This window comes from Sphingobium sp. L-44, from assembly GCF_056859495.1.
Window position 1 is genome coordinate 1 of record NZ_JBSXOQ010000018.1, and the last position, 17,846, is coordinate 17,846.

Consider the following 17,846-nt stretch of genomic DNA (forward strand, 5'->3'; position numbering starts at 1 on the left):
CGACATGCAGCAGGTGCGGCTCGACTTCCTGGCCCAGGGCAAGGGCAAGGACGTGTCGGACCATGTCGAGAAATGGCTGATCGAGCGCGGTGCGCGCATCCAGCAGTTCCGCGCCCTGGTGCAGCGCGCCAAGGCAGCGGCGTCGCCCAATGTCGCGATGCTCGCGGAAATCGCCGGTCAGGCCCGCGGCCTGCTCGGCCGCTGAGGCCATCGCCCCTTCCCGTCAGCGGGAAGGGGTTTCAACCGCCCCCCCCCCAAAAAAAAAAGAAAAAGGCACCCGATCCAGTGATCGGGCGCCTTTTTCTTTTCCGTGCCTTTGATGCGATCAGCGCGGGTCGGCGGGCAGCGGCTGAACCATCAGCGGCTTGGGCGCCGGTGCGGGGGCTGGCGCAGCAGCGGGCGCAGGCACCGGCTCCGCAGCAACCGGGGCCGCAGCCTCCGGCGCATCGGCTGCCGGCTTGTCCTTGCCCGGCACGCGCAGCCCCGGACCATAGACCGGCGTCACGCCCGGCGTGTAGCGACCGTGCAGCGCCTCGATCTCCGCCTTGCGCTGGTTGAGATAGAGGTCGCGATAGCTGCCATAGGGATTGTCGTCGGAACGGATCGCCTGGATGCGCTCGTCGAACGCCGCGCGCTCGCCCAGCTGGTCCAGCACCGCCATCGGAATGACGACCGTGGGCTGGGTGAAGGGCTTGCCCACCGCGAAGGGCAGGATCATCTTGTCGACCGTGTCGCCGATGATGTCGCGCAGCGTCGTCGGGCCGACCAGTGGCAGATACATGTACGGCCCCGGCCCCACGCCATAGAAGCCCAGCGTGTTGGCTAGGCCATTGGGACGATAGGGCAGGTTGAACGGCTTGCGCTTGGCGACGTCGAACAGGCCAAGAAAACCCAGCGTGCTGTTGATGCCGAACCGCCCCGCCGTCTCGAACGCCTTGCCCGGCTTGAACTGCAGCATATAGGCCGCGAACACGACCGGCTCGCCCAGGTTCGAGAAGAAGTTGCGCAGCCCCTTGCGCACCGGGCGCGGCAGGCCCTTGTTATAGGCCTTGGCCACCGGCTCGATCAGCGCCTTGTCGACGGCCTGGACCGCCTCGAAAGACTGTTCGTTGATCGCGGCGAAGGGATCGCGCTTGCGCAGGCCGGTGTCGCCGGTCACGACGATCGCATTGGGATCGACCGGCACCTCTTCCTTGGGCTGCTCCGCGATCGGGCTCAGCGTCGGCAGCACGACCGGCGGCGGATAGGGACTGTCGGGTGACGGCGCCTGTGCCGGCGCCTGTGCCGGCATCTGCGCGGGCTGGACCGGATCGGCAGGGACCGTCTGGGGCGTTTCCGCCGGCGCAGGCGCCACGGCCGCAGCCGGCACCAACGGAGCGCCGCTGTCCACGGCCTCCCCCTGTCCCGCCATCAGCATCATTCCAGTGGCGGCAACCGAAAGCAGCATAAACCTGCATTCCCCAAGTGGCGTGTCGTTTGAGGTGAAGATCGCCTGTATCCGAGCGCTAGACAAGGATTTTCTGCCGCAAGCGGCACCTGCGGTCGCGCAGACTGCTGGATCTGGACGGATCAGACCGCGAAGCCGCTGTTTCCTTGCCCAGGGGCGGCGTTTTTCAGCGCAGCGGACAGATCTGTCCAGCCGCTTTCGTTCAGTTTGAGCGTGGATCGCGATCATGCGCATAGCGGTGGCGCTCGCAATCGGCGGATAGCGGCGAGGATGGCGCGTACCATCGTGCCGGTGACAGCGACCTCGGCCAGCTGGAAGGTGATGGTGCGGGCGTGACGGACCACACGTGCCCCGATCTTGATCAGCTTCAGTTGCAGGCTGGTCAACGACCAGTCGGCCATGGCCTCGGGCAGCTCGATGCAGCGCAAGAAGGTGGCCAGGTTGTACGCCAGGGCGTGCAGTTGCAGCCGCACCTCATTGTCGCGGAACTTCCGGCACGACAGCCGCGTCCAGCGAAAGGCGTATTTGCCCTCTTTGATGTGCTGCTCGGCGGTGCCGCGCTGGTTGTAGAACCGCACCACCCAGTCCGGCTCCATCGGCAGGTTGGTGACGATGAAGCCGACACGCGGGAACAGTTCGCCCGGATGCCATTCGATCTTGGCGATCACCCGGCGTTCCTTGTCCCAGGACGCCGCCTGATACTCGAATTCCTCGAAGAACCGCTTGACCTTGGTCAGTGACGGCCGCCCGACAGGGCGCGTTAGCCGATGCGCGATCTTGTCCTTGAGGACCGCGTTTGCGGGCAGCCGGATGGCGTAGAAGAACCGCGCTTCTTCCAATCGCTCATAGATCGCCGGGATCGCGTAGGCAGCATCGGCCCGGAAGAACCTGCCACCAAGGTCGCGCTCCGCGTAGCGCGCAATTACGGGGTCGAGAACATCACGCCAGCCATCGGCGCTGTGGACGTTGCCATGGCGCAGGGCGCAGCGTTCCAGCATCCCGAACTGGTTGAACAGAAAGTTGGGGTGATAGCAGCTACAGTCGAAATGGCCATTCCAGGCGGACCCTTCCTGGTCGCCATGGGTCGGGCTGACCGAGCTGTCCATGTCCAGAACGATGTACTTCAGCCCGTTACGGTCATGGAACCGGTCGATCCATTGCCCGTTCAGGTCGGCCAGCGCGGCACGGTTCCCGGCCAGAGCCAGCGTCTCGGTCTCGAACCGTCCCATCTGCGATGCCGAGGCCGCTTGTGCATCGACCGCTCTGCCGCCGACAACTTGGCGCATGACCGGATCGCAGGCGAGACGGTTGGCGTCGTTGACATCCTCGTATCCGGCCAGCCGCCCAAAGACTGATTGCCGGAACAGGCCGTCGAGCCGATGGACCGTGTTCTTGCCAGAGCGAGTATCGCGCAGCGCCGCTGACGCCAAATCGGACAACCCGAGCGCGTCATCAAGCTCGCGCATCACCAGAAGGCCGCCGTCGGAACTGAGCTGCGTGCCGCGAAATTCCAGCCGCACGCGAGGGTCGAAATCCACCCGATCTGCCCGTTGCAAGCCCGCACCCTCTGGGTGATCCATGAAACGCGCCCCTCGCAGCCTTCAACACCATGTTTTATATAGGAAATATAATGGTCAGGACAGCGAAATCAGCGCCTTACTTGGGAAATGTGGGTTGGAAGACTGTTTGGGGCCACTTGGCTTAGTATCCTGCAAGACGCTTGCGGCTCACATTTTGGGGAGACGGCAACATACTCCTGACCACACCTTCGAGAAAACATGATCGGGCTGAAATGCTCGGTTTTCTGCGGCTTTTGATGGGATTGGCCGGGGATCGAGGTTGTCTTAAAGTAGGGGTCAGAGGGGGATGGCCCCTTGGGCGTCGGCCCCTGCCTGGGTTCAATACCCGATGGGCGGTGAGCAATGATCGGGTGGATCATCGCCGCCATTCTATGTGGATTTGCGAGGGATTACAGGGTTGGCGATGAAGTCAGACACCTCCCCTTCGTTCAAGTCTGCCTTGAACAGCTTGTATCGCTGGAGCGGGTCACGTTTGGTAGAACCGACCCGGAAGGTGCGCTGCGTAACGCACCGATTGTCGTATATCGTTTCCTCGGTAACGTAGTAGAAGGCGGCGGCGGCGATAACATAGTCGCAGGATGGGTCTTCGCCCCGCCATTCGCCGTTGGCGGGCTTAAAAATGTGGAAGTAGCTGGCCGTCAGTTTCTCCCCAGGCATTAAAACGTTGGTAGAGACGCCTTTAGGCATGGCCCACTCGTCAAAGATGGCTCTGACGCTGGGTCTGTAATCCCCGCTGGCGACGAAGGTTTTTACATGATGCCAAAAGCCGTGAGCCACGGATTGGCCGATATTTTCGAAGGTCACATCGACAAAAAGCACATAACCTTCTTCATGGACCTGCCGCCCAACCACTTCAGCGGAAATAGCAATCCACGGGCGCTGCGCAGCCTCCGCGATCCTGTTGGCCTCTTTCGCCAGGACGTTTTGCGCAAGCATCGCCTGGGTGGCTTCGCCCGTGTCTTTTACGGCTTGAAGGGTGGCATCAAGCGTCTGTTTGACATACCGAACGCCAACGACTGAGATCACGAGCGCCAGAAAACTTACAATAACGGAAGCCAAGGCGCTCGACGCGGCCCGCTGCTGGGCGCTCAAATCTAGCTCGTCGTGGGCCGTTTGATAGGCGGCTTTAGCCTTCTGATCGACACATTCGAAAACAGCAGCGGCATCGGTGCCGACACAGGCGCGTTTTGCATCATCCTTAGCTGCTGCTGCATATGCGGCGGGGGTGGATTGGCGCTTATATTCTTCGCGGGCCTGTAGCCATCCAATGCCCCAAGCGATCCCTAAGGCGATGAGAATGCCGAGGAGCGGGAACGCCCAACTTATAGCCGCAGTTCGGTCGCCCCGATCGCTTCCAGACATTGGATGAGAAACACCGCCGTAAATTTGCCCCGGCTGAGCTTGTTCCTGATAATCGACTTAAAGTCCACATCGCGGCCCAGCCCTATAGACCCTATCCTCTCAAGAGCCACTTGCTCCGTGTTGCTTCTGCTCAGCAAAAATGCGCCTGTTTCGCCGGATGCTTTTCACAACCGTGCGTCCGCAAGCGCGAAAGTTTTTGGGGAGCGTTTAGGGGAACGGGAGGAAAAATACCGACAAAAATCAGTGAAACCGGGCAGTTTTGGCGGAGAGGGAGGGATTCGAACATTCCTTACAATCCTTTGTTTTCATTAAATTACTAAAACCGACTTTCTACCAAATGCCCCTTCAAATGCCCCCACTCTTCCAAAGTGAACGAGTGAGTCCGCTTCTGCCGGCTAAAACTGAAGGGACTTCTCGGGCTTCAAGGGCCGTCGAAGGCAATTGAACTGATCGGCAGCAAGTCGGCGGCTCACCCAGTTTGGTCGTTGCCGGCCTACTGACCGACCACCGCGCCTCTGTCGTCAGAGGGCGGATGCATCAGCACTACACCTTATTTGTAGCTGGCCTCTCGCTGGTGACGAACCGCCAGAATCGTAACGGTGTCATCATCGACGCGGTATCGGGCGACGTAGCCGCTATCGCCGAAATCGATCAGCCATTCACGAAACTGTTCGGGCAGATCGTCCACTATTCGACCCATGCGTGGAAACGCGCCCAGTGCCTTCACGCCCTGCCTTATCGCCTCGCCCGCGCGGCGGGCGGCGTCCGCATCCTTGGGTTGCAGGAAATCCCGGAACCTCTGAACATCTCGGATAGCTGCCGGCGCGAAAACTACTTGTGGCATTCGGGCGCTGGTAGCTCGTTATCCGTTCCCCAACTCGCCAGCCATTTATCGACTTCATCAGCGGTTGCGTGCAGACCGGTCGCCTTAAATTCGTCCCAAGCTTTCAACGTGTCCTCGCGCAGCGCCTCACGCTTTTCCTCGCGATCAACATATTGCGCGATGGCCTCGCGCATGATCCAATGCGAACTGCGACGGCGCGTTTCGGCCAGGTGCTGAACGCGCCCTTTCAATTCGTCATCGAGTTTGATCGATGTTGCTGTTGCCATGCGGCGCCCTCATGTAGTGAAAGGTAATACCTAGCGCTACTTACCTACGTTCTATCCTGGCGTCCATCCCGATCGATGAAGCGAGCTAACATGGGGTGCGCCTCACGTCGGCGAAACAGTTCGGGGATCCATCTCACCTAGCGATGGGATGGCAAGAGCAATACGGACGTCTACGAGAACAGGGCGTTCACCCCAAAAGAATGTGTCAGATCTCTTCTTTGTCCGCCAGCTGGACGGAGGCAAGAATGTCCAGCATCGCTATGACACGGTCACTCGCGGCTACAACTTTACGAGTCCCCCCGTACGGCATGCATCCGTTGAGGACCGCGGCTGAGGTCGGCTCACAGCCGAATTTGGCATCTTACTTGCCGAGGAAGGCCTCGACGCCTTCTTTGGCGAGGGCATTACGGAATGCGGCGTCGGCATCGTGGTCGGTAGCAAAAAGGTCGTCCCAAACTGTTGAGGTGCCGTGTTCGTTGACGACCTCGAGGGACCAACCGCGCTCGGTGGAGAGCCGCACTATGTTGATGGTCAACCGTACCCCCGCCTGTTCCATAAACCGGCTGAGGGAGGATTCGATTAGTTCAGGTTGCGGACCAAATTCCATGCGGTAATGCTATGGGTTTACGGCTCCAGCTTCAACACTGTCGGCGTCCAGTTCCACAGGAGAGAATCACCGACCCCATTGGGCATCCCTCAGGTCAGTGCTCACCCGAGACTGTTAATCTGTCTAGAACGTCGATCACATCTGCGAGCTTCTGCCTGAGTGCCGATAATTCCATAGTCAGAAGAACGTCGTTTCGTCCCGCTGCCGCCAACAGTGCGCCGAGGACAAAATTAGAATGACGCATCAGGCATAGCAGATGAGGGCCTTGCGGAGCATGGGTGCCAGCGAGCCAATGTTTTACGCTTCGCTCGCTCGCGCCTGTCCATCGAACCGCCGTCTTTACGGCTTGATGGGTCCGTCCCAACTCCTCCACCAAAGCGTGGGATATCATCTGAATGAACGCCTGACTTGCCTCTTCCGGCGGTAAAATATTGCCCGTTTTCGGAAACATCTTTTTTCCCCTTCACGCCTATAGTCTCGGATCGTGAGGACACCGGCATCGGTATCCGACCGGTGGAGCAAAGCTGGCGCGGTAGCCATCTAGTTCCGAAAACAGGGATCCGGCATGTTGGAGAGCTGGTCAGCAGATCTTTCTCAGGAAGCGGCTCCGCCCATTAAGGCTGCGGAATATGTCCGCATGTCCACGGACCACCAGAAATACTCCACAGAAAATCAGGCTGATGCGATTCGCTCCTATGCGCAAAGACGGAACATGGAGATCGTCAGAACATATGCCGATGAAGGGAAGAGTGGACTGAGCATCCATGGCCGAGATGCGCTTCAACAAATCATTGAGGACGTCACGGCTGGAAACCCAGGCTTTTCCGTCATCCTCGTATATGATGTCAGCCGCTGGGGCCGCTTTCAGGACGCAGACGAAAGCGCCTACTATGAGTATATCTGCCGCCGCGCCGGCATCGACGTTCACTATTGTGCCGAGCAGTTTGAAAATGATGGAAGCCCAGTGGCAACCATGGCTAAGGGCTTTAAACGTTGGATGGCCGGTGAGTACAGCCGCGAGCTTTCAACCAAGGTTTTCGTTGGCCAGTGCAGGTTGATCGAGCTTGGCTTCAGACAGGGCGGTCCAGCAGGCTTTGGGCTGCGTCGCACTCTCGTCGACCAAAACGGCGCTGAAAAGGGCGCACTCGCTCGAGGCGAGCATAAAAGTATCCAGACTGACAGGGTCGTCCTTTCCCCCGGCCCAGACCAAGAGGTTGCCGTCGTGCGCCGGATTTACTCGTCCTTCGTGGTGGATCGACTGACTGAGCGCGAGATAGCCGATCAGCTGAACAAATCAGGAATTTGCACAGATATGGGCAAGCCATGGACCAGGGGTACGGTACATCAGATCCTGATCAACGAGAAATATATCGGGAACAATGTTTGGAACCGCGTATCGAACAAGTTGAAGAAAAAACGGGTCCGTAATGATCCGGCGATGTGGATTCGCGCTGAGCGCGCATTTACCCCGATAGTGGATCCTGGACTGCATAACGCTGCCCAGATCATCATTCGAGAGCGATCCGCCCGATTGTCTGACGAAGAGATGCTGGGAGCGCTTACGGGCCTTCTCAAGAGCCATGGGCTACTCTCTGGCATCATCATCGACGAATCGGAGGACCTGCCATCGAGCAGCAGTTACCGCTCCCGCTTCGGCAGCCTACTCAGGGCATATTCGTTGGTGGGCTATCAGCCGATGCGGGACTACCAATATGTGGAAATCAACCGGCAGCTTCGCGCGCTGTATCCCGATGTGATTGATAAAGTCATTGATGGGTTCAATGCCATCGGCGCGGAGATTGAAAAGAGCGACGACGATCTGCTCATGGTCAACGGCCAGTTTTCCATTTCAGTGGTGATCGTCCGCTGCCAGCGCACTCCAGCGGGATCGGCCCGCTGGAAGGTCCGATTCGACACAAGCCTCGCCCCCGACATCACGGTGGCCATCCGAATGGATCCAACGAATCGCGCCGCGTCCGATTACTATATATTTCCGCGCCTTGACCGGCTCGGCTCTGCACTCCGGTTAGCCGAAGAAAATGTGTTCATGCTGGACGCCTATCGCTTCGATTCGCTCGATCTGCTCTTTCGGCTCGGCGAACAATACAGTCTCCTGGAGGCGGCATGATGGTCGAAACAGCGCGCCACACGATTGAATTTATCCCGATCACGGACATTCAGGTGCTCAATCCTCGTACTCGCAGCCGCAAACTTCATCGAGAAATCGTGGAAAATATAGAAGCGGTAGGACTCAAACGCCCCGTGACCGTTAGGCGACAGTCCGGCGATGGCTCCGCTCTTTATAATATCGTATGTGGGGAAGGCAGGCTCGAAGCGTTTAAAATGCTTGGAGCAACGGAAATTCCAGCGGTCGTGATCGATGCTGAAGAAAATGAATGCTTGGTGATGAGCCTTGTGGAGAACATAGCCCGGCGTCAGCACCGCCCGATCGACTTACTGACCGAGATAGGCACGTTGCATCGACGCGGCTACACCGACGCCCAGATTGGTCAGAAGGTCGGCTGCACCGGAAGCTGGGTGAATATGGTCGTCCAGTTGCTCGAGCGCGGCGAAGAAAGGCTGCTTTCGGCAGCAGAGACCGGCCTTATCCCGATCAGCCTGGCTGCAGATATCGCAAGAGCAGAGACGGTAGCGGCTCAGGATTTGCTTCTTGAGGCTTATGAGTCCGGCAAGCTGAAGGGCAAGAAGCTCGCAGCTGTGCGACGCTTGCTTGACGCACGAATGAAGCGGCACCGGACATTTGGGAACCAGAGCCTCGGACGAAAGTCGCCAAGCAAACGCCTTTCGTCGGCTGATCTCATAAGGCTGTACCAATCCGAAGCCGAGAAGCATCGCATCGTTGTCAAAAAGGCGGATTTCACGCAAGCGCGGCTGCTATTTCTTGTCGAAGCACTTCGGGATCTTCTGGCAGACGAAGCGTTTGTCACCCTGCTTAGAGCGGAAGGAATAGCAGTTCTGCCCAAAGTTCTAGCCACGCGGCTCGGAAGGAAGCCGTCACTATGAGCGAGGGCAACCGCGTCAAGATCGCTTTCGAAAGCGAATCGCATATTGTAGCATTGGACCGGCTGATCCCCCTCAAAACGCTCAGGGACGGCCTACGTGAAAGCTCGAAGTATCGGCAGATATTGGGCTCTGTAAAAGCGATCGGCCTCGTCGAGGCGCCTGTTGTAACGCCTGCGCCCACGGCTCCTGGATGTTACTATCTTCTCGACGGCCACCTGCGAATTGAAGCGCTCCGCGACCTCGGGGTCGAGGAGGTCGAATGTCTCGTTTCCACAGATGACGAGGGTTACACATATAACAGGCGGATCAATCGACTGACGCCGGTACAGGAACACGGCATGATCAGGCGCGCTATCGAGCGCGGCGTTCCTGAAACCAAGATCGGGGAAGCTCTCGGTCTAGACGTCGTCTCGATCCAGCGCCGTACACGCATGCTCAATGGCATCAGTCCCGATGTGGTCGATCTGCTCAAAGATATTCAATGCCCCGCTGTCGTGTTTGACTTGTTGAGGCTGATGCTCCCCGCGCGACAGATCGAGGCAGCAGAGCTGATGATCGGGCAAAACAATTTCACAGGTCAGTTCGCCAGGGCTCTTCTTGGAGCCACCCCTGATAAGCTCTTGGCAAAATGCCGGAAGAAAGCAGGCACGGCCAATTCTGCTGATCAATTAGCCAAAATGGAGCGCGAGCTTGCAAGATTGCAGATTCAAGTCAAATCAGTTGAAGACACCTACGGGGTGGATAATCTCCATCTGACCGTTGCTCGCGGGTACGTGCGCGCGCTGCTTAACAACGCGCGCATCGTCCGCTGGGTCGATCAGCACCGACCCGAATATCTTACGGAGCTACAGGCCATTGCTGAGGTCGAGGCAATAGCAGCAACTGCTGATGCTGCTGAGTGATTGACGGGTACCCGGACCCAAAAGCGCGGGGACCGCAGGAGACGCCGCACAGTGGGGCGGATCGAGTGCGGCGATGGGGATGGCGGCGATCCCGCTCGGAGCCCATCAGGTCGGCAGCCATAAGCCGACCCGCAATCGGCGGAGGCATGACTCACTTATGCCTCCGCCGCTATTGGTGACGCTGCTCAAGCCGCACCGAAAGGAAAGCATGCGGCTCTTTTGCGGAACCCGCCAGAAATCTAGCCGCCTCCTGCCCGATATCTGCTGCAGATCTTCCTTGCGGGATTGCTTCTAGCAACGGCATCCCCGGCTTTCGTCTTTCCGATCAATGAGCCTCAGCTAGGCGACACTTAGACAAGACGATAAGGCCATGTTTTCGTTTACCAAAAGAGTAACGACCAAAATTGTCGCAGGCACATTCATTAATGACATGACAAAGCATTTTAGCTTACCGCCAGCGATACCGGCGCTGGCGAGGCAGCTACCGGTTGGGGGATAATTGAGAATGAAGCTTATCTTCGGCCTTTCATGTGATGGCCCTTCCTTTCCGGATTTTCCGGGTCTGAATGAAGGCGTCTTCAATGCCGCCGTTGTGGGGCCTCAAGGCCTGGTAGAGATGCTCGAAGTGCAGTTGGGCCTCACGGCTCCCCGCGTGGCACATGCTGTTCGAGTCTCGAGCTATGCTGCTAAACTGCGTGCCGCGTTGGCCACTGCCCCCGAACTGTTCTTCGCTCAATCGTTGACCCTTGATCCATGGGCCACTGCCGCGTCCTTGCTTGAATGGCGAGATCAGCTGGTCGCTGGCGGCTGGTCTGGAGCTATGGTCGGCGCGGCGCGAATCGATGCTTTTGCGAAAGTAGAAGGGGCAGGTGACATACTTCCGCCCGGCATCACGGACCGCGCGCGTAGCCTCTGCGAGGCGGTCAAAGCCCGTGCCAGCTTGCCGCTCACCTCAATCGAGCTGGTCGAGCCAAGAGATTTGTTGCCACCTCTCTGGCAGGCCCTCATCGAAGCGCTCGAAACATCGGGGGCCAAAATTTCACGGGTTTCGGCCTCTGAGAATGCCGTCAGCGATCTGAGCCATGTGCAAGCATTTCTCGAGGACGGATCTCCCGCGACACTAGCAGGCGATGGGAGCTTTGTGATCGTGGAGGCAGACACCGCCCTGACGGCGGCCGAAGCAGCCGCAGAGTGGCTCGCCCATTGCTCAGAAGCTGAGCTGCATGGCACGGTTATCGTGAACGCAGATGGAGATACGGCACTCTTGGACGGCGCGCTGCGGGCTCGCGGTCTTCCGGCTCTGGGCTTGTCTGCCTCATCCCCTTGGCGGGGAGCATTACAGGTGCTGCCGCTCGCCTTCGCCGCTTCATGGGCCCCCTTCAACGCCAAGGCGATGCTCGATTTGCTCATGCTACCGCGCCCTCCGATCCCCCGCAGCGCGGCCCGCAAGCTCGCCTATGCACTTAGCCGGGAACCTGGCACGGGCGGTGCAGCGTGGATCGCCGCATGGGCCGCTATCGAATCAGATCTGTCCGATCGAATGCCCGAAGAGCCACAGAAAAAACGCGACGCAAAACTCGATGCGTGGCGGCAATGGACATCTGGGGCGTTATACCAGCGGCACGAAGGGATGCCTGCGGAGGCAGCCAAGTCGATCGCCTCTCGGGTCGCGCAATGGGCGCTGGAAACAAATGCGGGGACCGCCGATCCGCTTTTCCTCACGCTGGTTGGTGCCGCGACGGCCCTGACGCAAGCAATCGATGTGCTTAACATCGACATTCTTTCGCCGCTGCTGCTCGGGCGAATGATCGACCAGGTGCTCGCGGACGGCGCTCAAAATCCCAACCATGTCGCGACATCGGGCGGACTGCGTGCCGTGCGTCATCCTGGGGCGATTTGGGATCAGGCCAAGCATGTTCTTTGGTGGGATTTCAAAGGCCCCGGAGAGAGCGTGACGCCGCTTCCGTGGAGCAGGGAGGAGATCGCCGTCCTAAAGGCGACCGGCTGCAACATCGAATCGCCGGCCGCGACGGCCGCGCGAATTGGGTGGAGTAACGCGAACGCTGTGCATCGCGCTGGCGAGCGACTCATCCTTTTCTCTCCGGCATTGTCGGCTGGGGAAGAGACGACCAGCCATCCCCTCGCCCATCAGTTGAACCCCTTGACGGCCCCCGCTGGGGACATGGTTCGATGGTCGGCAGAGCAGCTTTTGCAGGGATCATCTCATGAGCTCGCGGGACGCAAGCTTTTTCGAGAAGCGATCGCACCAGCATGCCCCCCAATGCCGCGGGCGCACTGGTCACTGCCCGCGTCCGTGATCGCCAAACTCGACGATCGCATTGAAAGCGCTACCAGCCTTGAGCATCTGGCGGATTGCCAAATACGTTGGCTTCTTCTTGATGTCTTGCGCCTCTCCCGCGGCCGCGTTGCTGAGATCCCAGGCACGAACCAGTTGCTTGGCAACCTCGCCCATGAACTCGCCAACCGCGTCTTCCCCGCAGGTTCGGCACCAGATCCAGACACAGTTTTCTCGCAAGCCAACAGTCTGTTTGATGAATTGCTTAGTGCGATCGCGGCGCCGCTTCAGCAGCCCGAATATGCGGGCGAGCTAGCAGCCGCCCGCGTCAAAGTCCCAGCTGCTCTGGCCCAGCTGGCACAGCTCCTAAAGGCGATGGACGCAAAGGTGATCGGCACGGAAATTGAACGCGAGAGAAAGTTCGTCGATGGCCCTCATGTAAAGGGCCGGATTGACATGCTGGTGGAGCACCCTGCTCACGGAACAGGCGTGATAGACCTGAAATGGTCGAGGAGCGTTAAGCACCGCCGCAACGAGCTGGCCGAGGGACGCTCTATCCAACTCGCGACATATGGCGCGATAGCAAACCCCAACAGTGCAGCGCACACTCCAGGCGCATTCTACATGCTGGACCAGCGGCAAATGATTGGCCTCAATGGCACATTCCTCGCCGAGGAAGTCGTTCAATCCGGCCATAGTCTGCCAGATACGTGGACCAATCTAGTTTCTACCTGGCAGATATGGCGTGATCTAGCACGAAGCGGGACTGCAGTGGCAGCAGGCGTCCACGAGGCTGAGGCTCATATACCCGCCGATCTTCCAATCGAACCTGGAACCGAACCATGTCGCTATTGCGAACTCACGGCTCTGTGTCGCGTGGGCGTGGAGGCCAACTGAAGATGACTATGCCCACTATCACAACCGTTGTCGCCTCTGCCGGTGCCGGCAAAACGACGCGCATCGTTGGAACCATTGCTACGGAGGTTGCGTCCCGCGATCCCGAAACCATCGTGGCCACCACGTTCACCGTAAAAGCAGCTGATGAACTGATCGAGCGCTCGCGCGCCAAGCTTTTCGAATTGGGCATGCCAGACAAGGCAGCACGGCTGCTCGGAGCCCGTTTCGGAACAGTGAACGCCATTTGCGGTCAAATCGTGTCGGAGAACGCCATCGCTCTTGGACGGTCGCCGCGCGCCGAGGTCATTCCCGAAAGCAGCGTGCCGCGAATCTTTGCGATCGCCGCCGACACCGCGATTGAACGTCACGCGCCCGCGTTGAACGAACTGGCCGAAATCATGGGGTTCTTTGAGCCTAAACGAACGGCTGACGCTGGTCGAAGTGATTGGAGGACAACCGTCAGGCGCTTGATCGAGCTCGCTCGAGCAAATGGAATTTCGTCCAGCGAACTAGCCATTTCTGCAGAACGATCCGTAGAGACATTTCTTGAATTGCTCCCGTCGGCTTCGCCCCGCAGCAGCGACGAGTTCGACGCCAATTTGCTAGCGGCCGTAAGGTCGGCAGTGTGTGCAGTGCCCGCTGAATTTAGCGCCACCGCTAAAACGCATGTGGCGTTGCTCCGTCAAATTGATGCCGAAATCCGTCGAGGCGGACGAATCTCCTGGCCGAATTGGGCTCGTCTGTCGAAGGTCAGCTGCGCTAAGAAGGACGGTCAAGCATTCATCGACGCTCTTGACGCCGTTGCACAAGCGGCTGGGCGGCATCCTGAGCACCCACGGCTTCGTGAGGATTGCAGTCGGTTCATCAGATCGGTCTTCGCCTGCGCAGGCGAAGCGCTCGCAGCGTTCCAGGCTTATAAGGCAGAACGCGGCTTGTTGGACTTCACTGATCAAGAGGCGCTCGCGCTCCAAGTTCTTCGTGACCCGGCGATGTCTGCTAGCCTCGGTGAGCGCATTGGTCGATTGTTTGTCGATGAATTTCAGGATTCCAGTCCGCTACAGGTGGCCATCTTCACAGCCATGTCAGACCTGGTCGATACAAGCACGTGGGTTGGGGATCCGAAGCAGGCCATCTACGGCTTCCGCAATGCTGACAGTGCCCTGACTCAGGCCGCGTTCGCAGGTGTCGCCGCATCATCCAGCGAACCACAAGATGTGCTGGCAACCTCCTATCGCAGCCGCGAGGGCATCATAAACCTTGTCAATGCGGCCTTCCCACCGGCCTTGGGCGCAATGGGCCTGAAAGCTGAGGAACATGCTTTTACCGGGACGGGTCGCAGCGAAGACGGCTTCACGCAAGCTCCGCTGGCGGTGTGGTGGCTCGAAGGCAAGCTTGAGCTCCAATATGCCGCACTGGCCGCCCAAATCCGCGATCTGGTGAAATCCGACGCCCCCTGGGAAGTCGCGGCAAAGCCAAAGGGCGTGCGGGCGCTTCGCGCGGGAGACATAGCCATCCTGTGTCGTAGCAAGGCGGACATCGCGAAGGTATCAGCTGCGCTCAGCCAACAAGGCATCAAGGCCGCAGTCGAGCGCGAGGGTCTTGCCCAAACGTCGCATGTCCAACTTGTCATGGCGGCATTTCGTTGGGTCGCAGATCCCACCGATCGTCTCGCGCTTGCCGAACTGGCTCGCTTCTTCGCCGACGACCCGGCCTCGAAATCTTGGCTTGAAGCACTCGGCGCAGAAAATTCCTCAGAGGCGATGCTCGCCGCCGTTCCTATTTCCTCAGATCTTTCCGCGATCCGTGAGCACATTCTGTCGTTGACGCCGGCGGATCTCGTCGATGCGATCCTCCTTCTCCCCGAGCTCAATCGCCGTGTAGAAAGTTGGGGTGACGTGGCGGCCCGGGTAGACGATCTCGAAGCCCTTCGAGGTTTCGCGCGGAGCTACGAGGAAAGCTGCGCAAGCGAGGGATCCCCGGCAACACCCTCCGGATTGGCGCTCGCTTTGGCCGCAGAAAATCCGGCACGCCCACGAAGCCTGCAGGACGATGCCGTTAAGGTCATGACCTACCATGGTGCGAAGGGGCTTGAATGGCCCGTCGTCATCCTGACTGGACTAGGCAAAGAACCAGAGCCGAGGCTCTTCGAGCCAACGGCCGAAGCCGACGGTGAGATAGATTGGCAAAATCCGCTTACCGGGCGCTGGATCCGCTTCTGGCCTTGGCCCTATGCCAGCCAAAAGAAGGACGTATATCTCGATGCTTCAGCGCCCAATTCGACGCTGGGGCAAAAAGCCGCGATTCGAACGAGGGATGAAGAGGCTCGCCTTCTCTATGTCGGCATGACGCGCGCTCGCGATCATCTTGTGTTTGCGCCTCCGGCAAAGGGCACACTCCATTGGTTGAAGGTCCTCGCCGGGGACGGGTTAGAGCATTTCACTCTGCCACCTGCCACCGGCGATGGGATTCGTGCTGGCACGGAGACTTTCCCAGCCAGGATCGCAACGTTGGTGAGCAACGAAGGCGTCGACGCCCAACCTCCTGTCGTGTCATTCGGACGCATCGCGCGACCAACAACCCAACGAGCGCCACTTTACCGCCGCCCAAGCGAGGCATCGAGTGACGCAACCTTCATTATCATAGAGAAGGCAATAATCGGACCCCGCTTGCCGTTTGCAGGCACCCCGGACATGCCCCTGCTCGGCGAAGCGGTGCATGCCATCATTGCCGCAGATCAAAGCGACGCTCCATTGGACCGGCGTCTGGCTCAAGCGCAAGCCATACTCGATCGCTGGGGTGTACATCAGGTTGCCGCACAGGATGTACTAGGAGCCAACGAACGACTGCTCAGCGAAATATCCAGGCGTTGGCCCAATGCCACGGTACGCCGCGAGACTCCTATTGCGGCACGCATTGGGGATCAGGTCGTTACCGGACGCATTGATCTACTCGTCGAACACGAATTTGGCTTTGCCGTCATCGACCACAAATCCTTTCCGGGTTCTCCAGACAGCTGGGATGCACGAGCGACTGCGTATGGTCCTCAAATCGGGCTTTACGCGGAAGCTTTGGATAAAGCGCGACCTAGTGCTAAGATCGAAATTTTCGTCCATATGCCCGTTGTGGGAGGCTTCCTGCATATAGCGCGTGGAGTGCCGACCTCTTGAATTGGTCCTTGCTCTCAAATTGACTTTATGGGCGTAAAGGGTACCGGGTTCGGAATGGAGCTGCAGGGATAGCTGCCTCTTATGCCGCTTCAGATGCCTATAAACTGATCAACGCACGCCTGCTCATCGTGCTTGACTGCCAATCAATGCGGTTTTGGAGGCTGTCCAATCCTTGTCGTTCGATGGTGGCTGCCGCGCGCCATACGAGGGACCGGCTTAGCCCATCATTCACAAACGGTCGCTGGAAGAACCGTTTTGTTGTACGGCTGTATTTTTTTGATTTTTATGAACCTGGTATTGTTTTCTGGTCCAGAACAGAAGCTCGCAAATAAAGTTGTTGGCTTCGCCTTTCGCTGCCGCCATGGTTTCAAGCGCAGGATCTGCCTGGGTTTTCCTGTTCCTGCGGCGAGTGTTCACTGAACACGCCCCTCGCGGGCGGCCTTCGGCCGCACATGACTGTGGCACTATCCTCCCGCAACGAGGCAGCGTTGCGGGAGGAATTTATTTTTCTACTTAGATCTTTGAATGCTGCCATCCGGGCCGGGATAGCGTGACATTGATTGTGTTCAATTTCGCTTATGACATCCGAAAAGGTTGTACTATCGCCAACCTCAATCAGTCGCTGGTGTGACAGTCCATCGCCGATGCCCGTCTGGATCGAACATAATGGCGACATCGTATGCTCCATATTGAGTGTCATTCTAACCGGCACATCAAGGTCGCCGATGCGCCGGCTAGCCACATGGATTGCATGATCTTTGAACGGCTGCTGCTGATCGCCGACGCTGCGGTTTTTGAACTTGACGACGTCTTTTTCTGAATAAAGCCAGTAGCGCCCCGGCTCCAGCCAAAGACCATGCTGCGTAACTACTTCGATCTTGAACGAGCCCATCGCGTCGGACGCCTCGCACTCCAGCCAAGCTATGACGTCATCCAGATGGCTGGTCGGAAGCGAGAAATGGATAGAGTCTATATTGGCGTAGCAAATCTGAACATTCGGCGCGCGAACAAGAATCCTTTCCATCATCTCCAAGAGCATGATGCGGCCGCGAGCGACGATCCGCTGCCCCAGAAGATGGCATGCTGAACCGTTCCGAAGGTCGGGGCCGCGAACTTTAGTGCCGTTACTTCCGTGGTCCAACGTTACGCCTCTACGACCATCCAGCCAGATGTCGGTGGCGGCCTCCGGCTCATCGATTGGCACATCGATACCATAGGAGGATTGAACATGCGCCATCGCGGCCGTTTGGCTTTTGAAGGTTCGCGTCGGCCTTGATGGGCGGCTTGCGCACGATGTCATGAGTGTCGCAAGAAACTGGACACCTCGAAGAACCGTCTGATTTCGGCATGATGGCGGCTTGAAGGCTCAAGAGGGAAGTATGAGCCTTGGTTTCGGGGTCTGATCTGCTGATTTTCGTCGGTGCGGCGCCTTCACAGGCCGTCTTTGGCGTCAC

The 17,846-nt window shown here is 58.6% G+C and carries 16 protein-coding genes; 6 read left to right on the forward strand and 10 right to left on the reverse strand.

Annotated elements, in window-relative coordinates; genetic code table 11:
* The coding region (locus AC13EK_RS00705) for a hypothetical protein (RefSeq protein ID WP_483021965.1) at nucleotides 1-205 on the forward strand (205 nt) is incomplete at its 5' end.
* A gap of 120 nt (nucleotides 206-325) precedes the next feature.
* Here the strand turns inward: AC13EK_RS00705 and AC13EK_RS00710 are convergent.
* From AC13EK_RS00710 to AC13EK_RS00745, 8 genes are all read right to left on the reverse strand, one after another.
* Entirely contained in the window at nucleotides 326-1,447 is a 1,122-nt protein-coding gene (locus AC13EK_RS00710) for an MlaA family lipoprotein (RefSeq protein ID WP_267218477.1), read from the reverse strand.
* A 224-nt stretch (nucleotides 1,448-1,671) separates the two neighbouring features.
* A complete protein-coding gene (locus tag AC13EK_RS00715; protein ID WP_006473457.1) occupies nucleotides 1,672-3,027 on the reverse strand; it encodes an IS1380-like element IS1247 family transposase in 1,356 nt (451 codons plus the stop codon).
* A 369-nt stretch (nucleotides 3,028-3,396) separates the two neighbouring features.
* Nucleotides 3,397-4,389: a hypothetical protein gene (locus tag AC13EK_RS00720; protein ID WP_483021966.1), complete on the reverse strand. Its 993-nt coding sequence runs from the start codon at nucleotides 4,387-4,389 to the stop codon at nucleotides 3,397-3,399.
* Nucleotides 4,350-4,499 (reverse strand): DUF6471 domain-containing protein, encoded by a 150-nt coding sequence (locus AC13EK_RS00725; protein WP_483021968.1) that lies wholly within the window; start codon nucleotides 4,497-4,499, stop codon nucleotides 4,350-4,352. The genes AC13EK_RS00720 and AC13EK_RS00725 overlap by 40 nt, the downstream gene beginning before the upstream one ends.
* 440 nt (nucleotides 4,500-4,939) lie before the next feature.
* Entirely contained in the window at nucleotides 4,940-5,233 is a 294-nt protein-coding gene (locus AC13EK_RS00730; RefSeq protein WP_037515735.1) for a type II toxin-antitoxin system RelE/ParE family toxin, read from the reverse strand.
* Entirely contained in the window at nucleotides 5,221-5,499 is a 279-nt protein-coding gene (locus tag AC13EK_RS00735; RefSeq protein ID WP_037515733.1) for a CopG family ribbon-helix-helix protein, read from the reverse strand. The genes AC13EK_RS00730 and AC13EK_RS00735 overlap by 13 nt, the downstream gene beginning before the upstream one ends.
* Before the next feature lie 361 nt (nucleotides 5,500-5,860).
* Complete coding sequence (locus AC13EK_RS00740; RefSeq protein ID WP_069336827.1) at nucleotides 5,861-6,106, reverse strand: hypothetical protein; 246 nt, start codon at nucleotides 6,104-6,106, stop codon at nucleotides 5,861-5,863.
* A 94-nt stretch (nucleotides 6,107-6,200) separates the two neighbouring features.
* Entirely contained in the window at nucleotides 6,201-6,557 is a 357-nt protein-coding gene (locus AC13EK_RS00745) for a hypothetical protein (RefSeq protein WP_081331667.1), read from the reverse strand.
* Nucleotides 6,558-6,671: 114 nt separating this feature from the next.
* Between AC13EK_RS00745 and AC13EK_RS00750 the strand changes: the two genes are divergently transcribed.
* From AC13EK_RS00750 to AC13EK_RS00770, 5 genes are all read left to right on the forward strand, one after another.
* Nucleotides 6,672-8,234 (forward strand): recombinase family protein, encoded by a 1,563-nt coding sequence (locus AC13EK_RS00750; RefSeq protein ID WP_234792210.1) that lies wholly within the window; start codon nucleotides 6,672-6,674, stop codon nucleotides 8,232-8,234.
* On the forward strand, nucleotides 8,231-9,130 hold the full coding sequence (locus tag AC13EK_RS00755; protein ID WP_234792223.1) for a plasmid partitioning protein RepB C-terminal domain-containing protein: 900 nt from the start codon (nucleotides 8,231-8,233) through the stop codon (nucleotides 9,128-9,130). Before AC13EK_RS00750 ends, AC13EK_RS00755 begins: the two co-directional genes overlap by 4 nt.
* Entirely contained in the window at nucleotides 9,127-10,032 is a 906-nt protein-coding gene (locus tag AC13EK_RS00760; protein ID WP_069336828.1) for a plasmid partitioning protein RepB C-terminal domain-containing protein, read from the forward strand. Before AC13EK_RS00755 ends, AC13EK_RS00760 begins: the two co-directional genes overlap by 4 nt.
* Nucleotides 10,033-10,537: 505 nt before the next feature.
* Nucleotides 10,538-13,225, forward strand: a complete 2,688-nt coding sequence (locus tag AC13EK_RS00765; protein ID WP_069336829.1) for a PD-(D/E)XK nuclease family protein — start codon at nucleotides 10,538-10,540, stop codon at nucleotides 13,223-13,225.
* Between the two features lie 2 nt (nucleotides 13,226-13,227).
* Nucleotides 13,228-16,392 carry a UvrD-helicase domain-containing protein gene (locus AC13EK_RS00770; protein WP_081331668.1) on the forward strand — a complete coding sequence of 1,055 codons (3,165 nt, stop codon included), beginning with the start codon at nucleotides 13,228-13,230 and terminating at the stop codon, nucleotides 16,390-16,392.
* Nucleotides 16,393-16,759: 367 nt separating this feature from the next.
* On the opposite strand, the gene AC13EK_RS00775 is transcribed toward AC13EK_RS00770, so the two are convergent.
* The gene (locus tag AC13EK_RS00775) at nucleotides 16,760-17,629 is read right to left on the reverse strand and encodes a hypothetical protein (RefSeq protein WP_069336830.1); all 870 of its coding nucleotides are present in this window, start codon (nucleotides 17,627-17,629) and stop codon (nucleotides 16,760-16,762) included.
* Nucleotides 17,583-17,846, reverse strand: a 264-nt coding sequence (locus AC13EK_RS00780; RefSeq protein WP_483021967.1) for a hypothetical protein, incomplete at its 5' end; no start/stop codon positions are given. The genes AC13EK_RS00780 and AC13EK_RS00775, both read right to left, overlap by 47 nt.

Excerpts from the sequence above, each read along its gene's own strand:
- AC13EK_RS00720 (WP_483021966.1), bottom strand. The coding sequence starts at position 4,389 with ATGTCTGGAAGCGATCGGGGCGACCGAACTGCGGCTATAAGTTGGGCG.
- AC13EK_RS00710 (WP_267218477.1), bottom strand. The coding sequence starts at position 1,447 with ATGCTGCTTTCGGTTGCCGCCACTGGAATGATGCTGATGGCGGGACAG.
- AC13EK_RS00775 (WP_069336830.1), bottom strand. The coding sequence starts at position 17,629 with ATGGCGCATGTTCAATCCTCCTATGGTATCGATGTGCCAATCGATGAG.
- AC13EK_RS00715 (WP_006473457.1), bottom strand. The coding sequence starts at position 3,027 with ATGGATCACCCAGAGGGTGCGGGCTTGCAACGGGCAGATCGGGTGGAT.
- AC13EK_RS00755 (WP_234792223.1), top strand. The coding sequence starts at position 8,231 with ATGATGGTCGAAACAGCGCGCCACACGATTGAATTTATCCCGATCACG.
- AC13EK_RS00765 (WP_069336829.1), top strand. The coding sequence starts at position 10,538 with ATGAAGCTTATCTTCGGCCTTTCATGTGATGGCCCTTCCTTTCCGGAT.
- AC13EK_RS00740 (WP_069336827.1), bottom strand. The coding sequence starts at position 6,106 with ATGGAATTTGGTCCGCAACCTGAACTAATCGAATCCTCCCTCAGCCGG.
- AC13EK_RS00760 (WP_069336828.1), top strand. The coding sequence starts at position 9,127 with ATGAGCGAGGGCAACCGCGTCAAGATCGCTTTCGAAAGCGAATCGCAT.
- AC13EK_RS00745 (WP_081331667.1), bottom strand. The coding sequence starts at position 6,557 with ATGTTTCCGAAAACGGGCAATATTTTACCGCCGGAAGAGGCAAGTCAG.
- AC13EK_RS00730 (WP_037515735.1), bottom strand. The coding sequence starts at position 5,233 with ATGCCACAAGTAGTTTTCGCGCCGGCAGCTATCCGAGATGTTCAGAGG.
- AC13EK_RS00735 (WP_037515733.1), bottom strand. The coding sequence starts at position 5,499 with ATGGCAACAGCAACATCGATCAAACTCGATGACGAATTGAAAGGGCGC.
- AC13EK_RS00750 (WP_234792210.1), top strand. The coding sequence starts at position 6,672 with ATGTTGGAGAGCTGGTCAGCAGATCTTTCTCAGGAAGCGGCTCCGCCC.
- AC13EK_RS00770 (WP_081331668.1), top strand. The coding sequence starts at position 13,228 with ATGACTATGCCCACTATCACAACCGTTGTCGCCTCTGCCGGTGCCGGC.